The organism is Bacillus carboniphilus (genome assembly GCF_039522365.1).
Taxonomy (GTDB): domain Bacteria; phylum Bacillota; class Bacilli; order Bacillales; family JC228; genus Bacillus_BF; species Bacillus_BF carboniphilus.
The window spans coordinates 123276-147873 of the sequence record NZ_BAAADJ010000023.1 but is presented as its reverse complement, the minus strand read 5'-3'; the positions used below and the strand labels follow the sequence as shown (position 1 = coordinate 147873).

The following is a 24598-nucleotide window of genomic DNA, read 5'->3' as shown; positions in this document are numbered from 1 at the left end:
GATAAACCCCCGTTTCTATCAATTGATAACGATTTATCTATTTTTTTTTAAATATTGTATGAGGCTTTCTTTGGACATTGCATTGATGACATCAGACCTATCTAGCCAGCCTTTTCTCCCGTAAGCTACACCAATGTCCATAAATGCTAGAGACGCTTTGTGATGGGCATCTGTATTAATACAAAGCTGAACTCCTGCTTGTTTTGCTTTGCGTATTGATTCATATTGTAAATCGAGTCGATTGGGATTAGCATTTAACTCTAAAGCCGTTTCTGTTTCTGCAGCCAATTCAACTAGCATATCTAAATCAATTTCATACCCAGACCGACGCCCTATTATTCTTCCAGTCGGATGTGCGATTAAATCAACAAATGGATTAGCTAGCGCGTTTTTAAGACGGTTCATTATTTTCTTTGTTGGTTGTTGGAAACTAGAATGAATAGAAGCAATAACAAAGTCAAGCTCCTTTAATACATCATCCTCATAATCTAGAGACCCATCCGGTAATATGTCCATTTCGATTCCAGAAAAGATGTGTATTTCTGGATATTTTTCTTGAAGCTTTGCAATCTCATCCTTTTGCTTTAGTACTCTGTCTTTTGTCAACCCATTCGCCACTTTTAAATACTGGGAGTGATCTGTAATAGCCATATAGGCATAACCTTTTTGAATACAGGCTTGTATCATTTCTTCAAGAGTGTGTGCACCGTCACTCCACGTGGTGTGCATGTGGAGATCCCCTTTTATATCATCCATTTCTATCAAACCACACTCTTTATTAAAAATATCTATTTCTTTTCCATCCATTCGAATTTCTGGAGGAAGATAAGGCAAATCAAAGTGTTGATAAAAAGCTTTTTCATTTTCAAAAGTACGGACTTCTCCAGATTCTATATCCTCTACTCCGTATTCGCTTATTTTCTCCTGTCTGTCTTTAGCAATTTGCCTCATTCGAACATTATGATCCTTAGATCCAGTAAAATGATGGAGTGTGGTAGCAAACTCCGCCATCGTAACAAGCCTAAAATCAATGGAAAGCCCAAAGTCTCCTTCCACTACAATCGAGACTTTTGTATTTCCTTTTGAGATAATATCTTTGATACCTTTCATTGCCAACAGCTTGTCTTTAACTTGATCAGGCGACTTGGTTGCAATTACAAAATCAAGATCCTTCACAGTATCCTCTACTCTTCTAAGGCTACCAGCTTTGGAGAAACGCTCAATTTCTTTAATGGAAGAAAGATAGGACTCTACATATTCTACGACTGGGAGTACAGCCGCTATCGGTAAACGATGGGGTTGATTCCCTATATCAAGAATGGCTTGTAGAATTTTTTCTTCTGTTTTCTTACCAAAGCCTGTTAAGTTCGCCACTTTACCTTGCTCACAGCAGGCTTTCAGTTCCTCAACATTCGTAATTGCAAGCTCCTTGTAGAGCTTTGCAATTTTTTTACCTCCTAGGCTAGGTAATTGAAGTAATGGAATAAGCCCACTAGGTACTTGGTCTTTCAACTCGTTTAGTAGTTTTGATTCGCCTACTAAGATAAACTCTTCAATTACGCTCGCCGTTCCTTTCCCAATTCCAGATATCGAGGTATAATCCTTTACTTGTTCTAAGCTTCTTTCATCTTTTTCTAAAGCAATAGCCGCTTTCCGAAAAGCTGATATTTTAAAGGGATTTTCCCCCATTAGTTCCATATATATTGCAATTGTCTCTAATAAACGAACAATTTGTTTTTTATCCGCCAAGTGATTTTCACCTACTTTTAGCTATAGCTAAAGTTTTCCACATAATAAACTTTACCATGTTTACGTACTAGACTACAAAAAGTTCGGAATAAATGTCTCTTTTGCCACACAAAAAGAAAACTTCTCCATAAAGAGAAGTTTATACGTCTAAATATTGAAACCATAAATCTTGAATGGAACTTGAGAAGATTGGTGTATTTGTAACGATTGTTTTTGCCATGAATGAACTACTCATTGGTCCTTGGATAAAATCGATGGGTAGTAAAGCTGCGATGTATAACACAATAAAGACCATTAAATAAACTTCTAGAAATCCTAATGCTCCCCCTGCCCATACATTCAATTGCTTCACAACTGGTAAGTGAGCAACGAAATCCATCATGGAACCAATAATTTGTAGTAAAATCTTTGTAGCAAAAAAGATAATAGCAAAAGCAATAGCATGATAATAAGCAGAATCTAAATTCATAGATTCAAACAACATCGTGAAGGTTTCACTATCCCCGAAGGTTGGGTATGGAATCCATAACTTTAGTTTAGGTGCCAAATTATCATAGTAAACGTATGCAAGAATGAATGAAACGATAAAACCTACCATATGTATAGCTTGTAATATAAAACCTCTTTTAAGACCGATAATTAACCCCACAATTAAAAGAAGGAAGATAATTAAATCTAACATGACTACTCCTTTCTTTCTCTCTCTAGCTCTTTTTCGAGACGTTCGACTTTTTCCTTCAATACTAAATGATCATGAACGGCATTCACTGCTGTTAACACAGCCAGTTTCGTACTATCTAAAGAAGGATTACTTGCAGCAATCTCTCTCATTTTATCATCCACTAAAGTAGCTACTAATCGCATATGACTAGTTGCTTCCGGACCCACTATTACATATTGTTGTCCGTAAATGTCGACTGTCGTTTTATTTTTTTTAGGTTGAGACAAATGGTTTCATCTCCTTTTTCCGTATAGCAACGGAAAGAAACACTGATTTTAGTTTCTCTTTATCTTACCATGAAAGCGAATAAGTTGGGAAGAGTAAAGAGGCTGTCCTTTTATAAGGTCAGCCTCCAATGTTTATGCTCCTCTTAATGAAGCTCCAAATTGTTCTTGAACAGCCTCTAATACTTTATCATGTGCTTTCACTACTTCTTCATCAGTTAATGTTTTTTCTGGGTCGTAGTATTTTAACGAGAAGGCAATAGATTTCTTACCAGGCTCCATATGTTCTCCTTCATACACATCAAAAACAGAAACTTCTTTTAACAGTTTTCCTCCAGCAGCAAGGATAGACTTTTTCACATCACCTGCAAGGACCCCTGAGTCTAGAATAAGAGCGATATCTCTAGTAATGGATGGGAAACGAGGAATTGCCTGATACTGTAGTGCCTTCGTTTCTTCATTAAATAATAGAGACAGATCTAGCTCAAATACATACGTATCTTTAAGGTCATGCTCTTTTTGTACACTTGGGTGTAATTGACCTACGAAACCTAATTTTTGACCACTTAGAGAAACTTCAGCGGTACGTCCAGGGTGCATTCCTTCAATTTGTGCTGGTTTATACTCTACTTTAGAAGCAACATCAAGCTTCTCGAATAATACATCTAATACACCTTTTGCAACATAGAAGTCGACCGGTTTCTTTTCACCCTGCCATGCATGGTTCATCCAATCTCCAGCAAGTGCTCCTGCCAAATGTTCTTTTTCGGTAGGAAGTTCATTTAATCCATTGGATAAAAATACAGATCCAATTTCATAAATGGCTACACTTTCATTTTGACGAGCTTGGTTGAATTGGATGACTTCAATTAGTCCAGGTAATACACTTAGTCGCAATTGGCTTCTCTCTTCACTCATAGGCATCGCTAGTGTGATTGGCTCTCTTGTTTCAAGTGCATATTTTTGTGCTTTTTCTTTTGATGTTAATGAGTAAGTAAGTACTTGGTATAGACCTGTACCTTCTAAAATTTGTCTAGTTACTCTTCGTTTCCTTTGGTACGGAGTAAGTGACCCTGGGTTAAACTCACCTCTTGGTAATGTGTATGGTAGGTTATCGTAGCCATACAAACGGCCAATCTCTTCGATAATATCCTCAGGGATTAGTAAATCTCCTCTTCTTGTTGGAGGTGTAACCACAAGCTTTTCCTCACTTATTTCATGAGCAATCTTTAGACGGTCAAGAAGCTGACTCATCTCTTCTCCAGTAAGCTCAGTACCTAGAACTCGATTAACCTTTTCAATTGTAACTTCAATCACAACAGGCTCCGCTTTTAACGTATCAACCTCAACAGTACCTTCTACGACTTCTCCACCTGCAAGGTCAGCCATCAATTCGGCTGCTCTTTCAGCAGCCAATCGAACACGTTCAGGGTCTACCCCTTTTTCGAAACGGTTACTTGCTTCACTTCTAAGCCCAAGATCTTTTGAGCCTTTTCTTACTGTTAAGGAATTGAAAAGTGCAGACTCAATTAAGACCGTTTTCGTATCGGGTTGTACCTCAGAATTAGCACCACCCATTACTCCGGCTACAGCTACAGGCTCATTACCGTTTGTAATAACAAGGTGGTCTGCGCTTAATGTTCTTTCTGCATCATCTAAAGTTACGATTTTCTCGCCTTCGTGAGCTCTTCTAACCAAGATTTCTTTTGAACCAAGACGGTCATAGTCAAAACCGTGTAGCGGTTGACCATATTCTAATAAAATATAGTTTGTAATATCGACAATATTGTTATGTGGTCTAATTCCAGCTGCCATTAGACGGTTTTGCAACCATAATGGAGATGGAGCAATCGTAACATTTTTCACGATTTTAGCTACATATAATGGATTATCTTCTGGTACATCTACACGGATATCAATATAATCAGAAGTCGAATTAGTGGCTTGAGAAGCTGGAACATCAGGAAGCTTAACATCTTTTCCTAAAATAGCTGCCACCTCATAAGCTACACCTAACATAGATAAACAATCTGAACGATTTGGTGTTAAGCCCAGCTCTAAAATTTTGTCATGTAAGTTAAGCAGTTCAATAGCATCTTGTCCCACTTCTACATTTTCAGGGAAGACAAAAATACCTTCTGAGTAATCCTTTGAAATGACCTTTGCTTCATATCCTAGTTCTTGTAAAGAGCAAATCATACCGTTCGATTCTTCACCACGAAGTTTCGCCTTCTTGATTTTGAAGTTCCCTGGCAACACTGCACCAACTGTTGCTACTGCTACCTTTTGACCTTGAGCCACGTTAGGTGCTCCGCAAATAATTTGAACCGTTTCTTCTCCAAGATCCACTTGGCATTTATTTAATTTATCCGCATTTGGATGCTGAACACACTCTTTCACATAGCCAACTACTACACCTTTAATGCCTTCACTAACAGGATCAACTGACTCTACTTCAATTCCCGTTCTGGTAATTTTTTCAGCTAATTCTTCTGGTGTTGTACCAGATAAATCTACATAATCTTTTAACCAATTGTATGAAACTAACATTGTGTAACCTCCGATCCTTTATTCATGTACAGCGAACTGTCTTAGTAAACGAATATCATTTGTATAATATTGTCTGATGTCTTCGATTCCGTATTTCAACATCGCAATTCTTTCAGGACCCATTCCAAATGCAAATCCTGTGTATTCATTTGGGTCAAAGCCTGCCATCTCAAGAACATTTGGATGCACCATACCAGCACCTAGGATTTCTATCCAACCTGTTCCCTTACATACGTTACAGCCTGAACCTCCACAAATTTTACAAGAGATATCCATTTCTACTGATGGCTCTGTGAATGGGAAGAAGCTTGGACGTAGTCTAATTTCTCGTTCTTCTCCGAACATTTTCTTGGCGAAAACATTTAGCGTTCCTTTTAAGTCGCTCATCTGAATATTCCGATCAATAACTAATCCCTCGATTTGTGTAAATTGGTGAGAGTGAGTAGCATCATCGGAATCACGACGATATACTTTTCCTGGGCAAATGATTTTAACTGGCCCTTTTCCTTTATGCTTTTCCATCGTTCTAGCTTGAACAGGAGAGGTATGAGTACGTAGAAGCATTTCTTCTGTAATGTAGAAAGAATCCTGCATATCACGAGCAGGGTGACCTTTCGGAAGATTTAGAGCCTCGAAGTTGTAATAATCCGTTTCAACTTCAGGACCTTCTGCTACTTCATAGCCCATCGAAATAAATAAGTCTTCCACTTCCTCAACGACTCGAGTCAATGGATGATGGTTTCCAACCTTTACAGGACGACCTGGTAGGGTTACATCAATCGTTTCCCCAGCAAGCTTTTCTTGGATAGCCTGTTCTTCTAAAGCAACTTGCTTTGTTTCAATTTCAGCTGAGATATGTTCTCTAACTTCATTAACTAAAGCTCCCATTTTTGGTCTTTCTTCAGCAGAAAGCTTCCCCATACCTCTTAACACTTCAGTGATGGGTCCTTTCTTACCTAAATAAGCGACACGAACATCATTAAGCTCTTTTAAGCTGGATGCTGTTTGAACCTTCTGAATCGCTTCTTGTTCTAATTCTTTTAATCGTTGTTCCATCTTGGAAATCCTCCTTTATTCCATGTTTTTTGAGACAAAGTACAAATGCGTAAGCGCCTCGATCAGCCCCGACAAGCACAAGACGAGCCGGCAGGAAGGTTGTTCTTTAACCTTCATGTCGGATTGGCTTGTGACCTCGAGGGGCTAGGCGCTGGAGCTGGCCGGAGACACATTTCTTTAAAAATTCTCCATAATAGGCGATTTAATAATTTCGTTAACAACAAAAAAACGCCACTCCCCATAAAGGGACGAGACGTTCGCGTTACCACCCTAATTGACACCAAAAAGATACACTGGTGTCCAGCTTCATTTAGATAACGGCCATTTGCCGGGGCATCTTTACATCTTTCGTACTCGAAGGATGGTCCCGATGCCAACTCAAGAGGTGAACTTCCTTTGCCAATCCCATGAAAATGCTCTCAGTCTTAGGCATTTTCTCCCTTTATGGATTTTTAACAAAGTACTTTTCTCTATCATCGTTTTTACAAAATATTTATGTATTTCTTAGTATATGGAAATACGACAGTACTTGCTACCACATTATAGTATGAAACGAAATAAATTTCAAATGAGCTTTTGTTTACTCTTCATGTACAGCATGCACAAGGTGGTATAGAAGGATACCTCCTGCAATCGTCACATTTAATGATTCACTTTTCCCATAAATGGGGACATATAAGTTTTCATTTGTTTTCTCCAGAACAGACGGATCAACACCATTTCCCTCGTTACCTAATATAAGTGCAAATGGTGATTGAGGTTTTACTGATTGGTATGGCTTGGCTCCTTGTAGACTCGACCCATATACCGTAACCCCTTGAGATTGGAGTTTACTTATCCATTCAGATAAATTGCCTTTCATGATTGGGACATGAAAATGACTCCCCTGTGCACTTCTTAATACCTTAGGATTGTAAACATCAGCTGTTCCCTCACCTAGAATAATGACATCTACTCCAGCTGCATCCGCCGTGCGAATAATGGTCCCCAAATTTCCTGGGTCTTGAACAGCATCCAATAAAAGATAGGACTTTGCCCCTTTTGAAATGGATGGTTCAACTTTTGAACAAATGGCAAAAATGCCCTGGTTAGTTTCTGTATCTGAAATTGCCTTAGCCACTTCTGGAGATATTTGATAGGTGTCAATGGATGGTGGTGCCCAGTCAGGTAAATCAATATCTTGCCTTACCATAATGGCCTGGACAACAGACGGATTCTGACAAGCCTCTTCAACTAAATGAAAACCTTCAACTATGTATTGATTCGTATGGTCACGGCCTTTTTTCTGTAAAAGCTTCTTCCACTCTTTAACTTTTTCGTTTTGAACGGATTGGATCCATTTCAAGATTGGTCTCTCCTTCTTCAGTCAGCTTCTTTTTCGAATTATACATGAATCGAAGCACATAATAAACTTGTAGTTGTGGAATGCTATGTTCAGCAGAATATTGAAATGTAGGAGGAAGATTAAAATGGGATTAAACTTAAGAGCAGCCATATTGCATAACGTAACTGATAATGATCAAGGGCAGCTTCAAGATACGATTGTGGATGCGATTTCTAGTGGTGAAGAAAAAATGCTTCCAGGTCTAGGTGTCCTTTTTGAAATCATTTGGCAAAATTCGAGTGAAGCTGATAAGAAAGAAATGCTTGAAACGTTAGAGCAAGGGTTGAAGAGATAAGTTTATAAAGAGTAACTATTTTCCTTTTAATTATAAAGAAACTCTCAGAAGGCAAATTTCTGAGAGTTTTTTTATATATATTGGAAATTTTCTGTCAGAAATTTTATTTTTTTGTGTGTTTTTATACAGTTAATACCACATTTCTCTCGGAAACCTTATCTTCTAAGAGTTTTCTTACAGTTAATTCCACTTTTCTCTTAAAAGCATCCACCCATAAACAAAAAAACCTGATAGGGTATCATTTTTACCCCATCAGGCTTCTTTAATTAGTCAAAAGTAATTGTATCAACTGTTTCTCTATCAAGACGCTTAATAACTTCGGTAATCAATTTAACCGCATTCTCATAATCATCTCGGTGTAAAATCGCTGCATGCGAATGGATATATCTTGTTGCAATCGTAATTGCAAGGTTCGGTACCCCATTTGCTGTTAAGTGAATAGCACCTGAATCAGTACCCCCACCTGGAACATAGTCAAATTGGTATGGAATGTTCAATTCATCCGCAACACCTGTTACAAAGTCACGAAGTCCTTTATGAGAAACCATGGAAGCATCATAAAGAATAATTTGAGGTCCATCGCCCATCTTACTTAAAGCTTCTTTATCCGTAACGCCAGGAGTATCTCCTGCAATACCTACGTCAACAGCGAAACCAATATCCGGTTGGATTTGATTAGCAGCGGTTTTCGCACCACGTAATCCTACTTCTTCTTGAACCGTACCAACTCCGTATACTACATTTGGATGATCTTGACCTTTTAATCCTTTCAGAACATCTATAGCAATTGCACAACCAATACGGTTATCCCATGCTTTAGCAAGTAGCATTTTTTCGTTATTCATGACTGTAAACTCGAAGTAAGGAACGATCATATCCCCTGGAGTTACGCCCCACTCGAATGCTTCTTCTTTACTAGAAGCACCAATATCAATAAACATATCCTTAATATCCACTGGCTTTTTACGAGCTTCTGGAGGTAAAATATGTGGCGGCTTTGAACCGATTACTCCAGTAATATCACCTTTTTTTGTAACAATGGTTACTCTTTGAGCTAGCATAACTTGTGACCACCAGCCACCAACTGTTTGGAAACGAACAAACCCTTTGTCATCAATGTTCGTTACCATAAAACCAACTTCATCAAGGTGCCCAGCGACCATCACTTTTGGTCCATTCGCATCTCCGACTTTTTTGGCAATTAAGCTTCCTAAACCATCTGTTGTTACTTCATCGGCAAATGGTTCTATGTATTTTTTCATTACTTCCCTAGGTTCTCTTTCATTCCCAGGAATCCCTTTTGCATCTGTTAGGTCTTTTAACATTGTTAACGTTTCATCTAGTTTCGTCATCATTTGACCTCCCTTTTTTTATCCTCACTCAACTGCTTATGTACAAATCGAGGAGCCCTCTGTTTCTTATTATACAAACCTTTTCTAAAATTGTAAAAATTACTAATACCCCGATTCTTGTCTTTGATAGTTAATTTCATTCTTTTTCAAATAAGCTTGCTCGACTTCCTGTAAAGTAAAGTTCAACAAATGGGCTAATTCAAAATAAGAATAGCAAAGTTGGCTATAAGTTTCTATGGTTGGGGCCGAGCGGTATTGTAAAACATCTTCATTTATTTTTAGAAAATGGGTTGTTAAACTGCTTGTTCCCTTCTTTACTTTCTCCCAATCGATTTCAATTGAGTCAAAGTTTTTCTCGATTCCAATGGAAAGTAAAAAGTGTACACCATCTACGTATTCCTCCAATAATACTTGTTTTTCAGATGGACCTTTCTGACTCCAAAATTTAAAACAACGCGTTTCGTTTGCTAATTCCGCCATCTCGACGATAAAAGCAAAAACTTTCCTCTCAAACAAGTCATCCGTTAACAGATTATTTTTTTCTTCTATTGTTTGGTCCAAATCACGTTGCATTTGAAACAACTTATTGAGGTTTAACATAACAGACTCCTTCTCTCTATGATGGGTGCTGGATTTATTATATCAAAAGTAGAAAAAAGAAAAGAGACCCCTAATTAAAGAGGTCTCCAAACCTGTTTATCCTTCAGAAGGTGCCTTAGGGAAGAATTCTTTCCACTTAAAGACGGTAACCTTTTCACGAAGAATATAAAATAAAACGGATAAAGCTACGAGGATAACGACCGCAATGGTTGGTGTGAAACCACTGATAAATTCTCCAAAAACAGTGTAAAAGAAAGCAAGAGGAAGGTTAGACCAAAAGGCTCCGATAACATATCTTGTAAAACTTCGGGCACGGTCCATCATACATACGTTTAGGAGGTGATAATGGATAAATGGAATTAACCTTAAGATTGTAATTTGCCCCATTGTTAAACGAGAGTGAGGTCCAAACCACTTAACCTTTACTTTCATTAGCTTTTCATATGTTTTTGGCATTTTCTCAATAACCATGTAAAACAGTAAACAAGAAACCATCAGTCCTATAATGGAAAACAACGTCCCAAATGTCGTTCCAAATAATATTCCTCCAGCCATACATACCACTGGTACGGGGATGAAGAAAAATTGTCGTAAAATATGAAACGAAACAAATATAACGGGAGCTAAGATTCCACCTGTTTCTACAAATGAAAACAACAGCGTCATTGTACTATCCATGTGATCACCCGCTTTCGCTGTATAATCTTGATTGTCTGTACATGGGGTTACTACATACATATACAATCTGACTTGTCTCTATGACAAGGTTCATTAGTCTTTCATATAAATCCCTAATGCAATTATTACCAGCGCATGCAAAACAATAACAGCAGGCACACCATATACAAAAACCTTATGTAATGTTTTATGTCGAAATTTTTTCATCCCCATATAAATACCAATGGCTCCCCCAATAAAGGCAATTTGCCATATGAACTTTTCAGAGATTCGATGTTTTTGTTTGATGGCTCTTTTTTTGTCTATGGCCATGAGAATGTAGCCCCAGATGTTGAAGATTAGTAGGTAGAAGAAGATAAATTTATATATCATTGTATTCCTCCTCTCTTTATTGATGGAATTTTTATGGAATTCCTCCGATTATTAGGGTGTTTACCGGAGTATGTTGGAAAAGCAAGTCTTCTATCTGGAATTCTAGACTGCCTATCGGGAAACTTTGGGCTTCTATCGGAGATTCGTTATCGTGTATCGGAAAACTTCAGGCTTCTATCAGAAATTCCTGACACTCTATTGGAAATCCAATGCTTAAATTTTTATAATCATAAGCTCGCATTTATCTGATTATCTCCATAGTACACTTTCCCCTTTTATATTACAGCACCACTATATTAACCTAAACAAAAAGCCACCCAACAAAGGGTGGCTTTTTACCGTTCATTACTTTTGAAGTTGAGATTTTGCTGCATTTGCTAACTCAGTGAATGCTTTTTCATCATGGATAGCAAGGTCAGCTAACATTTTACGGTTAACTTCGATACCAGCAAGTTTTAGACCGTGCATGAAACGGCTGTAAGAAAGACCGTTTAGACGAGCACCTGCATTGATACGAGCAATCCAAAGCTTACGGAAGTCGCGCTTCTTTTGACGACGATCGCGGTAAGCATAGTTATAAGATTTCATAACTTGTTGGTTTGCTACTTTATATAATCTATGTTTTGAACCGAAATAACCTTTGGCTAATTTAATGACTTTTTTACGACGTTTACGTGTAACAGTTCCGCCTTTTACGCGTGGCATATTTGTTCCCTCCTAATCAGAGCATTTTCTTATAAGTTGTCTAACATATGACGAATACGTTTGAAATCACCTTTAGATACAACAGTACCTTTACGAAGCTTACGCTTTTGCTTTTGTGATTTATTTGCGAACAAGTGGCTAGTGTATGCTTTAGAACGCTTCAGTTTGCCTGAACCAGTCTTTTTGAAACGCTTAGCAGAGCCACGGTGAGTTTTCATTTTAGGCATTATGAAATTCCTCCTTAGTCCATTACTTCTCGTTTTTCGGGGCTAATACTAAAAACATTGAACGGCCGTCCATTTTAGGGGCAGATTCAATAGAACTTACCTCTGAACAGCTTTCAGCAAATCGACTAAGTACCTTATGGCCGATTTCTTTATGTGTAATTGCTCTCCCTTTAAAGCGGATAGAGGCTTTTACCTTATCGCCTTTTTCAAGGAATTTAATTGCATTACGAAGCTTTGTATTAAAGTCATGCTCATCAATTGTCGGACTTAAACGAACTTCTTTCACATTGATGATCTTTTGCTTTTTACGAGCTTCTTTTTCTTTCTTCTGTTGTTCGAAACGGTATTTACCGAAGTCCATAATACGAGCAACAGGCGGTTTTGCACTAGGTGCTACTAACACCAGGTCAAGATTGCGCGTGGCAGCAATTTCTAATGCTTCTACACGGGATTTAATACCAAGCTGATCGCCATTGGCATCAATTAAACGAACCTCACGAGCGCGAATGCCCTCGTTTACGATCATGTCTCCTTTGCTAATAAGAGCCACCTCCAAAAAATTCGAATACAACGTTTGAATTGTTTTAACGTAAGTGTGTTAGCAAGGTCATAGTTGTAAAAACAACAAAAATGGCGGTGCGCACAATACGCCCCGCCATCTATCATTTTAACAGAAAAAATAACTTACCTGCCAACTGCTTTAGCGTCAATCAGGTGAGAAGCGGGGATGCTTCTACTTTTACATATACAAACCGTATTCAGTTAACCTTTATTAGATTACCATACATCCGACAGCGTGTCAAATGTAGGACCGTTGTGGCTTTTTTCAACAAAAGCAATTGTAACAACTAGAAGACTACTTTGCAACCATTTTTTTAAAAATAACGATGAAATCCAGCAAACAAAGGTCCACCAAGCTGTTCATAGAAGGCTTTTACAAGGTTTATAAAAGGCTCTTTATCATCCTCTTTGTAAAATACATCTAAAGCAGAATAGTATTCTTCTGCAAACTGTGGATCAAAATTATATAGTTCCTTGGTTAATGCTTTTCCTCTTCCAATCCATTTGCCATTATATCGTAAAACCATTTCAGCAAAGTCCACACTCAATCTGTGCATGGTTTCTATGGCAGTTTGACGGTTCACACTATCCTCAAAATCATCAAGAAGGTCAAATACAAAATATCGGGAAGCTTCAATAAAAGCTTCCGATAAGGGGTTAGGTCCTTGTTTCAAATACTCAGCTACGTTGTTTTTACGAGCTTCATTTTTACCATCATCTTTTAAAGAAACGCCTTGGTGAAGCATATTGGCTATGATTGGTCTGCCTAAATCCTTATCCTGCTGATTTCGTTCTTCTAATCTCTCATCATTTAAAACAAAGAATTCAATTGGTTGTGAATTCCATATGACTCCTTGACGGTAGGGCTTCACTTTACTATCAAAAATAAGTAGATCTAGATCAGAAGTGCTCTTCATTTCTCCCCTTGCTGCACTCCCACATAGGAACGCTGCTTCACACTGCGGGAATTCAGATTCAATAAATTTTTGTGAGAATTCAACCGCTTCGTTTTTGTTCATTATCCTTTTCCCCTTTGTTTACACTTTGATTATACAAAAGAGGCAGCAAAACCTGCTGCCTCTAACCTCAACTAGCGTGACACTTCTTCTTTTATCTTAGCAATGAAAGCATCTAGAGAAATGGTCTCTGATTTTTGCTCTCCATATTTACGAACATTAACAGCCTCATCCTGAGCTTCTTGGTCCCCTACAACTAACATGTAAGGTGTTTTTTGCATTTGTGCTTCGCGGATTTTATAACCCATTTTTTCATCGCGATCATCCAATTCAACACGGATACCTTCTGCTTTTAAAACTTCTTTTACCTTACGTGCGTAATCGTAATGAACATCAGGAGATACTGGAATCACAACAGCTTGAACCGGTGCTAACCAAGTTGGGAATGCTCCTTTGTATTCTTCAATTAAGAAGGCTACGAAGCGTTCCATTGTTGAAACGACACCACGGTGGATAACGACTGGGCGATGCTGCTTGCCGTCTTCTCCTACGTAAGTTAGATCGAATCTTTCAGGAAGTAAGAAGTCTAATTGAACAGTGGATAAAGTTTCATCCTTACCTAATGCTGTACGAACTTGCACGTCTAACTTAGGTCCGTAGAATGCTGCTTCTCCTTCTGCCTCAAAATACTCTAAGCCGATTTCGTCCATTGCATCCTTTAACATAGCCTGTGCTTTTTCCCACATTGCATCATCGTCAAAGTATTTTTCTTTATCCTCTGGATCACGGTAGGACAAACGGAATGAGTAATCCTCAAGACCAAAGTCTTTATATACTTCTAAAATTAAGTTTACGACACGGATGAACTCTTCCTTAATTTGATCCGGACGAACAAACACGTGTGCATCATTTAGAGTCATTCCACGTACACGTTGTAGTCCTGACAGAGCTCCTGACATTTCGTAACGGTGCATTGTACCAAGCTCAGCAATACGAATTGGAAGTTCACGATAACTGTGAATATCATTTTTATACACCATCATATGGTGCGGACAGTTCATTGGACGAAGTACCAAGTCCTCGTTATCCATTGGCATAACTGGGTACATATCGTCTTGATAGTGATCCCAGTGACCGCTTGTTTTATATAACTCTACACTAGCAAGTACTGGAGTATAAACGTGATCATAGCCAAGCTTAATTTCCTTATCTACAATATAACGCTCGATGGTACGGCGAATTGTAGCACCTTTTGGTAACCAAAGTGGAAGACCTTGACCAACCTTTTGTGAAATTGTAAATAGGTCCAACTCTTTTCCTAGCTTACGGTGGTCACGCTCTTTTGCTTCCTCAAGCAAACGAAGGTGCTCAGCTAGGTCTTCCTTCTTGAAGAAGGCTGTTCCATAAACACGTTGAAGCATTTTGTTTTTGCTGTCTCCACGCCAGTATGCACCAGAGATGCTTAATAGTTTAAATTCTTTAATTTTTCCAGTGGAAGGAACGTGCACTCCTCGGCATAGGTCGAAGAATTCACCTTGCTCATAGATCGAAACCTTTTCATCTGCAGGAATCGCTTCAAGTAGCTCTAATTTATATGGGTCTTCAATTTTAGCAAAACGGGCATGTGCTTCATCTCTTGAAACTTCTTTTCGAACGATTTCAAGATTTTCACCAATGATCTTGTTCATTTCCTTTTCAATAGCTGGAAGATCCTCTGGAGTTAGAGATACTTCTAAATCCATGTCATAGTAAAAACCATTTTCAATAACAGGACCGACCCCTAGCTTTACACTTGGATACAAACGTTTAATCGCTTGTGCCATTAGGTGTGCCGTTGAGTGCCTCATTATTTCTAACGCTTCATTTGCGTCTTGTGTCACAATTTCAATAGCTCCATCTTCTTGAATTGGCCAGCGCAAATCAATTAGCTCGCCATTCAGCTTACCAGCGATGGCTTTTTTCTTTAATCCTGGACTAATGGAAGCTGCAATATCTTCTGTTGTGGTGCCTCTTTCAAACTCCTTCACAGCACCATCTGGGAACGTAACTTTTACTACATCAGCCATCTGATTCACTCCTTAAAAAGTATTTGAAAAATAAAAAAAGCCCGCCCCTAAAAAGGGACGAGCTATGTACCCGTGTTTCCACCCTAGTTGCTAATTCAAAAGAGAATTAGCCACTCGAATACTGATATCGGTGTATTACCGTTAGCTATTACTACATAAATGGTTCACAGCTAATGCTCGGAGGTGGTAAGTCAAATTTACTTGATAGGAAGGTTGCACCTAATCCTTCCCTCTCTGGGAACAAATAGAACCTGCTCATGTCCTCGTCATTGCATTTTTATGATTTAAGTTATGACAGTATTATATGAATTCCTAATTAAGAAAGTCAAGGGTTTCTAAAAAATAGGCCTTACACAAAATGAAAAGGACATTGCTCAAGCTTATAAACATTGACTTTTTCTTCAAAGATATTTTTTAAGGTAATGACCATCCCTTGGTCTGGGGCATCTGTATAGATGTTTACTTGTTTCGGTGCAATCGATATCAATGGAGCGATGGTGACTGAATCAACATAGAGTGGATGGTTCGTTAACAGCTTTCTGTCTATCAGTTTCGTTAAATCTTGTCTCTTTAGATGGATCCCTTCCTCCGAAAAAAATTGGAACCCATCCTGATCAAGTAAAAATACCTTTTCGTACTTCGCCTTTCTCCCCTTTAAAAAATCCCGTAACATACTTACAAACGCTTGGTACTCCTGTTCCATTTTATACTCATCAATGGCAAGGTCTAAATAACTCATTAAATGTTCCAGGTATGGCTTTAATCGAAATGTTTCAAACGACTCAAAGAAAAATGTAGATTGTTCTAAGAGAAACTCCCGAATAGTAGTCTCCAAAATCTCATCTTCGTCATTTGGTAGTTCGAAAGTTTTTAAATCATCCTTTTCCCCATCTATGATTGAGTGTAATATGTATAAAATTTGTTGTCTTTCTTCTGGGTCTTGATAATAATATTGTTGCTCTAATAACAAATCTAGCCATTCATCTTTTTTCCGGCGCTGAATAAATTGTTTTAAGCTATCTGTTAACAGAAGCAATACTTCATCCTGTGCTTCTGTAGGATACTGTATAATCACGGAATGATAATTTTGTACAATGTTATTTCCTTGCACAAAAATAGAGGAGGACATCACTTTTGATAAATTCCTAATGAGGTCATTTGCCTCCTCCTGATCGTGAAAATGAATCTGGAACATGTAATCCCCCCTTAAAAGCGAAATCCCTGATTCCATATATATGGGGGGCTTGGTCATTTTAGAAGTGGAGAACAAGAAAACTAAAAAAAGAAAAAGAAGCACCACTTTTGGTACTTCTTTTAGCCTCTTCTATTCATTCCACCAACAGGAACCGGATCCGTAAGTGCACGAATTCGATCAATCAGACGACCAGCTTTCACGTCTTCTTGGTCCCCTTTATTATTAAAAGTAAAATGGTCTTCTAATTGAGTTAGGTCAAAATTAGAAGTAAACAATGTTGGTAGTTTTTCAAGCATTCGATACTGTAAAATCGTACCGAAGATTTCATCCCTTACCCAGTTTGAAAGGGTTTCTGCACCGATATCATCCAACATCAGTATTTTTGCTTTTTTGACAGATGTCAGTTTCTCTTCAAGTGATGATTCACCAATCGAGTTCTTAAGCTCACGAATTAACTCTGGAACATGAACAATATAGGACGATTTTTCATGTTCAGCTAACTCATTGGCAATGGCACCAAGCAAGTATGTTTTCCCAACACCAAACTTACCATATAGGTACAAGCCTCTTGGGTTAGCCCCCTCCAAGTAGGCTCTCGTAAAGTCTTTTGCTCTTCGAATAGCAATAAAACGTTCTTTCTCATCTAAATCCATATGTTCAAACTTTGCAGACAAGATTTCACTAGGTACAGAGAAGCTTTGGACCAACCTTTCTTGCTTTCTCTTTTCCTGTTCCCTCTTCATTCTAGGACAGTGATCATATAAAATTTCGATTCGATCGTACACTAACTTTAACCTTGGATGGTACCCCTTCATATAGTTTCTACATTCCCCTAGACTCGGACAAGCTCCGCAATCTTTACTTTGTGTAGAAAATTCATAAAGAGTGTTAATGTTTTTGTCCACCATTTCTTTTGTAATTCGACTTGAATGTTCATGTAGGAACTGACGGACCTCTGAGTTTTGGAGTACTTCCTTTTTCATTTGTTCATATTGTTGTTGAAAGGAAGAGCCATTTCCCCATTGTGATAATGCTCTTTGAATTTTTTCCATTCAGTCTCACCACCAGTTCTATTTTTTCTTCAACTCTTCTTCTAATTTACGCCGTTCTAGTTCAAAGTCAAAATCATCGAATTTTGTAGCAGCCACCGCCACTTCCTTACGCCTCTTTCTTTCTTCCTCAAACCAATCTGGAAGACTCTCTTTTTTACCTGTAGTCTTATAGGAAGTCTTTCGTGTACTTGACTGCTTCTGATTTTGGAATTTTTGATTCTCTTGCTTGGCAAATTCAAATGCTTCCTTCACCGTACGAATATTTTTCCTTGCCCAGTGCCCTGCTATTTTTTGAACATAGGTTTTGGTTAGTCTCATATCTTGTTTTAATAGAACATAGTAGAGAAGGACATTAATAACACCAGGTTCTAATCCTTGCTCAACCATAATCGTTTCAATTAAGTCTAAATCACTTTTTGTTGGCTCATGTCCATTTGCTTGGTCCGTTAGAAATTGTTTAGGCGTTACTTCACTAAGATAGCGAATTAATTCTTCCTCTTTTGTCAATTTCTTTGGTTTCTCCACCTGTTTACCCTTTTGAGGTTCAGAAGGGAGCTTGCGATGAATTAAATTTGGAAGGTTTTTTCCCTTTTGAAGCTCATACCAGCTTTTCGCAGCTTTTCGAAGTTCTTCTAGGTCCACTTCCTGGTGTTCATCAATGGCTTCAAGTAACACCTTTTGCATATCTAATGGACTCAGGTTATAAATATAGGCTAATTTTAAAATGGTCTCTTCTACCTGAGGAGTGATGCTTTTTGTCTTAATAAAATTATCAGACAGCCCTCCATAAAATAAGTCTAGCGAAAAATTAGCAGGTCGAACCTTTGGGGCTTGTCCTTCATTCATATCAATCCAGTTTTCTTCATCTACATTCTCATCAGGTGTAATTGCCTTTGGAGCTTGAGATGTGGATGACGTAAAGACTTCATGAAAGGACCTGGTCATTTCTTCATGCGAGGAAGAGTCCAGGATTGACTCCACTTTAAAGTAATCTTTTAATCTATCAAAGTGATGATCACCTAATTTACGCTGTAGATAATAACTCATCATACTATCATGAAAAAAGCTTTGAGGACTGAGTGGTGGCTGTAATTCATAAACATACATCGGTTCCTCCCCCACCTTAGACCGATACGTTCTCAACAATCCGATTCCCTCAAGTTTAAGACGAGCTTTGAATATATCTTTGAGTGGAATATTGAGGACCGCCATTAAAAAATGATGATAGTTCCTTTTGGATTGAGTTCGGTTTTCCTCTAATTCACTTAAAAGTGTGGTATACAGTGCTGTAGCTGTAGATCCAATCAACGGTTGATATAAAAGAGAAACAACCCTTTGCAAAACTGGCTGAATAAGCCCAGATGCCTGAATTTGATAGGTATCACCTGGAACTAACTCCGTCCAATGTCTAACTTCCATATATCTCATCCCTTACATCGAAATGCATAAACTATAGGCAGGTCATTTTTATACAATAGAAAAGTAAAAAAGAGCCAGGCTACTGAGACAATGGCTCTATTTGTCTTTCTCTTTTTTTATTAAATCCTTTAACTCGTCCAAGAATACGTTAATATCTTTAAACTGTCGGTATACAGAGGCAAAACGAACGTAAGCAACCTCATCAATTTTAGCTAGCTTGTCCATAACAAGCTCACCCACATCGACACTTTGAACCTCAGAGGTACTTAGATTTCTTAGCTCCACTTCTACCTCACTTGCTATTTTTTCTAATTGTTCAAGAGAAACCGGTCTTTTTTCACAAGCCTTAATCAGACCACGTAACATTTTTTCTCTACTGAATTCTTCACGTGTCCCTTCTTTTTTCACTACAATAAGAGGAGCTTCTTCTACTCTCTCAAATGTAGTAAAACGATGGCCGCAAGACTCACATTCTCTTCTTCTTCTTGTGGAACGACTATCATCTACAGGACGTGAATCTAACACTCTTGTGCCGTGACTCAGGCAAGATGGGCATTTCATATGACGTTCAACTCCATCCTTTACTCTCTCTATTGTATAAAAATCAACATCCACCTACAAGACAAGATGGACAATGGATTAATATTCTAGATTATTTATTTCCGATATATGGAAGTTGTTTATCTAATTCTTCGTAATATTGAACAATTAACCTTTTTAAAGCAGGAAACATGCCTCCAATTGAAGATTTATCTGTGGAAATCATGAAATCAACAGCCGTTTGGAACGGTCTTGGTGAAATGATTGTAATAACCAATAAAGAATCGGGTTTCGCCAATTTTACACCAATCTCCCCGTGTTCTTTGGATACAGAAGTAACGGTAAAATCCTTTCGGGAATTAGCCCATGCTTCAACAGTTTGAAACACTTTATCAGTTCCAGCTTTATAATAATGACTCTGCAAATATTCATCAGGATGATTATCCCTTGTTTCGACTTGCTTTTGGTACCGATTGATAAAAGATTTAATAACCCCCATAACGTGCCTCCGAATGTCTTTTACTCTATTGTAAACGACCTAGAACGAATAGCCAAGAGCTAAGGTTATTTGAAAGGTCATATAGAAAAAGAGGAGACACCTTTGTCTCCTCTTACTGATTTGCTTTTATAATGCTTTCGCTTGGTTTTGCTTTACTTGAACGGGACCCATACCACGAGGAAGTTCGATGGTTTCTCTCGTTTGGGCACCTAAACTGTCGGCAATATAATCAGCGGCAATGTTTGGATCTAAATCGCCACATGTATACACGTCAATACTTGCATACCCATGTTCTGGGAAGCTGTGAATAGTTAAGTGAGATTCAGAAATGATGACAACCCCACTAACTCCTTGAGGTGCGAATTTATGAAAAGCTACTTCACGAACCTCTGCTCCTGATTTAAGAGCGGCATCCACGAATGTCTTTTCAATCTCCACTACATCATTTAACTTGTTAAAATCGCAACCCCATAATTCAGAGATTACGTGTCGACCCATTGTTTCCATTACCGTTCCCCCTTTACTAAATTACATCCACTGACGATCGATAACCACCACGGGGGAAAGTTAGTCCTGAGAGGTCCTAACCCTTTAAGTAATTATGTCCACGTCAATTTCAAGTTCACGTTGACTAGTATACTTTGTTTATTTTTGTTTTGCAATATAAGTTTTCAAAAAAAATATATTGCGTTGAGCCCATTCTTTTTAACCCTATTCCATCAGGCTTTTACATGGGGGAATTTGTAATGCCTGTGCCTTTTTAAGTTACCCTTTTCGACAAAAAATATAGGGAAATGGGCTAGAAAGTCTTGAAAAAATTTTCCGTTAAATAGTAAACCTGAATAGATTAAAAACAGCAAAAAAGACCCGCAAATGCGCGGGTCTCTGATAGGTTTAAATACTAACTTCTGAGCCTTCTTTTGACATTGTGATGACTTTATTCATAAGGTCAACCACTCGGCAAGAATAGCCCCACTCATTATCATACCATGCTAAGACCTTTACTTTTGTACCTTCAATAACCATAGTGGAAAGAGCATCAATGATTGCAGAATGCGGATTCGTATTAAAATCAATGGATACAAGTGGTTCGTGTGTGACACTTAAAATTCCTTTAAGCTCTGCATTTGCTGCGTTCTTAAAAGCAACATGAAGCTCTTCAACAGTTACTTCTTTCTTTAAGTCTACAACCAAATCCACAAGCGATACATTTGGCGTAGGTACTCGTAACGCCATTCCGTGTAGTTTACCTTTTAAATGAGGAAGAACTAAAGAAAGTGCCTTAGCTGCACCAGTTGAAGTCGGAATGATGGATTGTGCACAAGCACGTGCTCTTCTTAAATCCTTATGTGGGTTATCTAAATTTTTTTGATCGTTTGTGTATGCATGGACCGTTGTCATTAAACCGTTTTCAATTCCAAACTGTTGATCTAACACTTTTACAACTGGAGCTAAACAATTTGTTGTACAAGATGCATTTGAAATAATTTCATGCTCTGGCTCAAGCTTATCATCATTGACACCCATTACAATGGTGATATCCTCACCTTTACCAGGTGCAGTTAGTATGACCTTCTTGGCACCTGCGTCTAAATGTAAAGCTGCTTTTTCACGACTGTTAAACTTACCTGTTGCTTCAATCACTAGCTCTACTCCGAGCTGTTTCCATGGTAATTCTTGAGGATTCCGTTCACTGACAAGCATAACTTCTTTTCCATTCACAATAATGGATTGTGATGTATATGAAAGGGATACATCCCATTTCCCATGGTTTGTATCATATTTTAAAAGATGTACGAGCGTTTCAGGTGGGTAGCTTGCGTTAATTGCCACAATATCGATATCCCCATTATCTATAGCTCTTCTAAACACCATTCTACCAATTCTTCCGAAACCATTGATTGCCACCTTCATACCCTGTTTCCCTCCAATAATGTTATACTTTTGTTGTCCCTTTATACAATTAGTATAACACATTAAATTCGAATTGGTGATAAGTTTTTATGAAAAAAGGAAAAAAGAATCATAATTGGACTATACTATTTTATTTAGTTATCACAAGGTGTATGAAAGTATGATTAAACTGGATTGAATTGGTAAATACAAAGGATTCACTTCTACCTAATTCAAAAGATGGCCAAAAAAAAACAGGGAAACTACCTCCCTGTTCACATGACATTCCATTCTTTTAATATTTGTTCCAATTGAGCCTTGGTCTCATCAACGGAGCCATTATTATCAATAACGGCATCCGCCCATTTCTTTTTGTCATCCAATGGGAGTTGTGAACGAATTCTAGAACGAGCTTCTTCTTCCGTAAAATGATTTCGTTCCATTAAACGCCGTAATTGGACTTCAGGCTCCACATAAACAACCATCACTTTTTCAACAAAATGAGTGAGTTTACTCTCATACAGGAGCGGGATATCCATAAAGACGGTTTTCTCACCGTTTGCAAATGCTTCTTCTTTAAGACGAAGCATATTCTTCCGTACAGCTGGATGAACAATTGAATTTAGTTTTTCTCTTTTCGCCTGATCGTTAAAAATGATTTCCCCTAGTTTTGCCCGGTTTATATGTCCATTAGGCAATAAAATTTCTTTTCCAAACTCTTGAATTATCTCATTGTAGGCTTGTTCATTTGGCTCTACTACTTTTTTTGCTTGAACATCTGCATCAATAACGGTAAACCCCCAGTCCCTTAACATTTGAGAAACGGTGCTTTTTCCGCTACTGATCCCTCCAGTAATTCCGATTGTATTCATTATTAAATTTCACCTACTTTACTATATCTACTATAGCTTCCAAACCCCAATTAAAATTAGAACAATACCTGGTACGAAGGTTAAAGGCTGAACCCAAGAATACTGAGTTGCTTTTTTTCCAATTGCCATTCCTGCATAAAGAAAAAAGGAGCTCATAAACACAACTAAACATGAAAGGATGATGGGAGAGAAATTTAACATCGCTGCCCCTACACCGGCACCAAATGCATCTAAGGACAAGGCTAAACCTAGAAGCACAGCCTCCATACCTGTAATCGTACCGGAGTGGTCGAAATCTGCCTTTAAAGGCTTTCTCAATATTTGGATCACTAAGCCAAGTGATTTAATTTCCCACAATATAATGGTTTTTTCATGAATTTGAATGGGCTCTTTATTTCTAGAATGCGGGCGAAGGACCTGAAACAATGCCCACATACCCAATATTACAAGAATGATTCCTCCGATGGTTTCAGTAAGCTTCGGAGATAAAATCCATTCGATAAACTGACCAAATAACATGGCCAACAGCAAGGTGGTGGCTGAGCACAATGATATAATTAAAATGGATTGAATTGGAATTTTTATTTTCCTAAGGCCATAGGTAAGTCCTGCACTAAAACTATCCAGGCTCACCGCTAGAGCCAACAGAAAAAATGAAAGAACCGAACTCATCCAAATCCTCCTTCCATAACATCACTAGGATAGTATATGGAAGGGGCTTTTCTAATGTTAGGCTTGACAAGCAGAACAAATATGAGTGCCTCTGCCAGCAACGACTAATTTTTCAATCGGACGCCCACAATGTCTGCATTCTTCTCCTTTACGTCCATAAACATAAAGTTGTTGCTGAAACATTCCAATTTGGCCTTGTGAGTTCACATAGGAACGTATGGTTGAGCCTCCTTGGTCTACCGCTTCTTGTAAGGTATCCACAATTTCATGGTGCAATTTTTCAATTTCCTTATTTTTTATTCGATTTGCTTTTCTACTCGGATGGATGCCGGACCTGAACAAGGCTTCGTCCACATAAATATTACCAAGCCCTACTAGCTTTGTTTGATCTAATAACAGAGCTTTTATAGGTCTTTCTGATTGTTTTAATACACTTTTAAGGTAATCAACTGTAAATTCTTCTGAGAAAGGTTCTGGACCTAACTGTGAGAGAGGCAGTGACAATAATTCCTCGCCTTTATTAAATAAATGCATAGTCCCAAATTTCCTAACATCACGATACCTAAGCTCAGTCTCATCAGTAAATGAGATTAGGACATGCGTATGTTTATCCGCAGGCTCTTCCTTTGAATATAAACCATACCTGCCTTCCATTCTCAAATGAGATACGAGTGTATAGTGGTCTAGGTAAAATAACAAGAATTTACCTCTTCTTCCCACAGAATGTATGGTTTCCCCTTGTAGCTTTGAAGAGAAGATGTGAGCATCATCTGGTCGTTTAATCATCTTTGGCCATCTAACTTCGACAGTTCGAATCGTTTTACCTAGCACAAGCTGTTCGAGAGTCCTCCTGACCGTTTCTACCTCTGGAAGTTCAGGCATATGGATTACACTCCTTCGAAAAAATAAAGGCTGTTCTCTAAACAAATACGAGTTAAGTATTGTATAGAACAGCCTTAA

General features: G+C 38.2%; 26 protein-coding genes and 3 other annotated features. Of the genes, 1 reads left to right on the top strand and 25 read right to left on the bottom strand.

Going from position 1 to position 24598, the window contains the following annotated elements; genetic code table 11:
* Positions 1 to 33: 33 nt before the first annotated feature.
* The 6 genes from polX to ABDZ91_RS12870 form a co-directional block, all read right to left on the bottom strand.
* On the bottom strand, positions 34 to 1749 hold the full coding sequence (gene polX, locus ABDZ91_RS12895; RefSeq protein ID WP_343799592.1) for a DNA polymerase/3'-5' exonuclease PolX: 1716 nt from the start codon (positions 1747 to 1749) through the stop codon (positions 34 to 36).
* 139 nt (positions 1750 to 1888) lie between these two features.
* The gene (locus ABDZ91_RS12890) at positions 1889 to 2431 is read right to left on the bottom strand and encodes a CvpA family protein (RefSeq protein ID WP_343799590.1); all 543 of its coding nucleotides are present in this window, start codon (positions 2429 to 2431) and stop codon (positions 1889 to 1891) included.
* Positions 2432 to 2433: 2 nt separating this feature from the next.
* The gene (gene zapA / locus ABDZ91_RS12885) at positions 2434 to 2697 is read right to left on the bottom strand and encodes a cell division protein ZapA (RefSeq protein ID WP_343799588.1); all 264 of its coding nucleotides are present in this window, start codon (positions 2695 to 2697) and stop codon (positions 2434 to 2436) included.
* Positions 2698 to 2829: 132 nt separating this feature from the next.
* Positions 2830 to 5244 (bottom strand): phenylalanine--tRNA ligase subunit beta, encoded by a 2415-nt coding sequence (gene pheT, locus ABDZ91_RS12880; protein ID WP_343799586.1) that lies wholly within the window; start codon positions 5242 to 5244, stop codon positions 2830 to 2832.
* Positions 5245 to 5262: 18 nt separating this feature from the next.
* Complete coding sequence (gene pheS, locus ABDZ91_RS12875; RefSeq protein WP_343799584.1) at positions 5263 to 6300, bottom strand: phenylalanine--tRNA ligase subunit alpha; 1038 nt, start codon at positions 6298 to 6300, stop codon at positions 5263 to 5265.
* A 241-nt stretch (positions 6301 to 6541) separates the two neighbouring features.
* Positions 6542 to 6786, bottom strand: a binding site (T-box leader).
* Positions 6787 to 6880: 94 nt separating this feature from the next.
* Positions 6881 to 7645, bottom strand: coding sequence for a TrmH family RNA methyltransferase (locus tag ABDZ91_RS12870; protein ID WP_343799582.1), 765 nt, complete (start codon positions 7643 to 7645; stop codon positions 6881 to 6883).
* A 124-nt stretch (positions 7646 to 7769) separates the two neighbouring features.
* On the opposite strand from ABDZ91_RS12870, the gene sspI reads away from it, so the two are divergent.
* Complete coding sequence (gene sspI, locus ABDZ91_RS12865) at positions 7770 to 7979, top strand: small acid-soluble spore protein SspI (protein WP_343799580.1); 210 nt, start codon at positions 7770 to 7772, stop codon at positions 7977 to 7979.
* A 266-nt stretch (positions 7980 to 8245) separates the two neighbouring features.
* Here the strand turns inward: sspI and ABDZ91_RS12860 are convergent, their stop codons facing one another.
* From ABDZ91_RS12860 to mutM, 19 genes are all read right to left on the bottom strand, one after another.
* On the bottom strand, positions 8246 to 9331 hold the full coding sequence (locus ABDZ91_RS12860; RefSeq protein ID WP_343799812.1) for a M42 family metallopeptidase: 1086 nt from the start codon (positions 9329 to 9331) through the stop codon (positions 8246 to 8248).
* 102 nt (positions 9332 to 9433) lie between these two features.
* Entirely contained in the window at positions 9434 to 9931 is a 498-nt protein-coding gene (locus tag ABDZ91_RS12855; protein WP_343799578.1) for a dUTP diphosphatase, read from the bottom strand.
* 96 nt (positions 9932 to 10027) lie between these two features.
* Entirely contained in the window at positions 10028 to 10609 is a 582-nt protein-coding gene (locus tag ABDZ91_RS12850) for a TVP38/TMEM64 family protein (RefSeq protein WP_343799576.1), read from the bottom strand.
* 93 nt (positions 10610 to 10702) lie between these two features.
* Positions 10703 to 10981, bottom strand: coding sequence for a DUF1294 domain-containing protein (locus ABDZ91_RS12845; protein ID WP_343799574.1), 279 nt, complete (start codon positions 10979 to 10981; stop codon positions 10703 to 10705).
* Positions 10982 to 11326: 345 nt separating this feature from the next.
* Positions 11327 to 11686 carry a 50S ribosomal protein L20 gene (gene rplT / locus ABDZ91_RS12840; protein ID WP_343799572.1) on the bottom strand — a complete coding sequence of 120 codons (360 nt, stop codon included), beginning with the start codon at positions 11684 to 11686 and terminating at the stop codon, positions 11327 to 11329.
* A gap of 29 nt (positions 11687 to 11715) precedes the next feature.
* A complete protein-coding gene (rpmI, locus tag ABDZ91_RS12835) occupies positions 11716 to 11913 on the bottom strand; it encodes a 50S ribosomal protein L35 (RefSeq protein ID WP_343799570.1) in 198 nt (65 codons plus the stop codon).
* 22 nt (positions 11914 to 11935) lie between these two features.
* A complete protein-coding gene (infC, locus tag ABDZ91_RS12830; protein WP_343799568.1) occupies positions 11936 to 12439 on the bottom strand; it encodes a translation initiation factor IF-3 in 504 nt (167 codons plus the stop codon).
* A 93-nt stretch (positions 12440 to 12532) separates the two neighbouring features.
* Positions 12533 to 12658 (bottom strand) — a sequence feature (ribosomal protein L20 leader region).
* A gap of 130 nt (positions 12659 to 12788) precedes the next feature.
* On the bottom strand, positions 12789 to 13493 hold the full coding sequence (locus ABDZ91_RS12825) for a nucleotidyltransferase domain-containing protein (RefSeq protein WP_343799566.1): 705 nt from the start codon (positions 13491 to 13493) through the stop codon (positions 12789 to 12791).
* A 71-nt stretch (positions 13494 to 13564) separates the two neighbouring features.
* Positions 13565 to 15496: a threonine--tRNA ligase gene (thrS, locus tag ABDZ91_RS12820; protein WP_343799564.1), complete on the bottom strand. Its 1932-nt coding sequence runs from the start codon at positions 15494 to 15496 to the stop codon at positions 13565 to 13567.
* A 50-nt stretch (positions 15497 to 15546) separates the two neighbouring features.
* Positions 15547 to 15775 (bottom strand) — a binding site (T-box leader).
* A gap of 70 nt (positions 15776 to 15845) precedes the next feature.
* A complete protein-coding gene (gene ytxC, locus ABDZ91_RS12815) occupies positions 15846 to 16691 on the bottom strand; it encodes a putative sporulation protein YtxC (RefSeq protein WP_343799562.1) in 846 nt (281 codons plus the stop codon).
* Positions 16692 to 16810: 119 nt separating this feature from the next.
* Positions 16811 to 17743, bottom strand: coding sequence for a primosomal protein DnaI (gene dnaI, locus ABDZ91_RS12810; RefSeq protein WP_343799560.1), 933 nt, complete (start codon positions 17741 to 17743; stop codon positions 16811 to 16813).
* A gap of 18 nt (positions 17744 to 17761) precedes the next feature.
* Positions 17762 to 19162, bottom strand: coding sequence for a replication initiation and membrane attachment family protein (locus ABDZ91_RS12805; protein WP_343799558.1), 1401 nt, complete (start codon positions 19160 to 19162; stop codon positions 17762 to 17764).
* Positions 19163 to 19258: 96 nt separating this feature from the next.
* Entirely contained in the window at positions 19259 to 19723 is a 465-nt protein-coding gene (gene nrdR, locus ABDZ91_RS12800; protein ID WP_343799556.1) for a transcriptional regulator NrdR, read from the bottom strand.
* 91 nt (positions 19724 to 19814) lie between these two features.
* A complete protein-coding gene (locus tag ABDZ91_RS12795) occupies positions 19815 to 20201 on the bottom strand; it encodes a cytosolic protein (RefSeq protein WP_343799554.1) in 387 nt (128 codons plus the stop codon).
* Positions 20202 to 20327: 126 nt separating this feature from the next.
* The gene (speD, locus tag ABDZ91_RS12790; protein WP_343799552.1) at positions 20328 to 20708 is read right to left on the bottom strand and encodes an adenosylmethionine decarboxylase; all 381 of its coding nucleotides are present in this window, start codon (positions 20706 to 20708) and stop codon (positions 20328 to 20330) included.
* Between the two features lie 387 nt (positions 20709 to 21095).
* Positions 21096 to 22115, bottom strand: coding sequence for a glyceraldehyde-3-phosphate dehydrogenase (locus ABDZ91_RS12785; RefSeq protein WP_343799550.1), 1020 nt, complete (start codon positions 22113 to 22115; stop codon positions 21096 to 21098).
* Positions 22116 to 22369: 254 nt separating this feature from the next.
* Positions 22370 to 22969, bottom strand: a complete 600-nt coding sequence (coaE, locus tag ABDZ91_RS12780; RefSeq protein ID WP_343799811.1) for a dephospho-CoA kinase — start codon at positions 22967 to 22969, stop codon at positions 22370 to 22372.
* A gap of 27 nt (positions 22970 to 22996) precedes the next feature.
* Positions 22997 to 23638: a sporulation membrane protein YtaF gene (ytaF, locus tag ABDZ91_RS12775; RefSeq protein ID WP_343799548.1), complete on the bottom strand. Its 642-nt coding sequence runs from the start codon at positions 23636 to 23638 to the stop codon at positions 22997 to 22999.
* A 57-nt stretch (positions 23639 to 23695) separates the two neighbouring features.
* Entirely contained in the window at positions 23696 to 24520 is an 825-nt protein-coding gene (gene mutM, locus ABDZ91_RS12770; RefSeq protein ID WP_343799546.1) for a DNA-formamidopyrimidine glycosylase, read from the bottom strand.
* Positions 24521 to 24598: the final 78 nt, after the last annotated feature.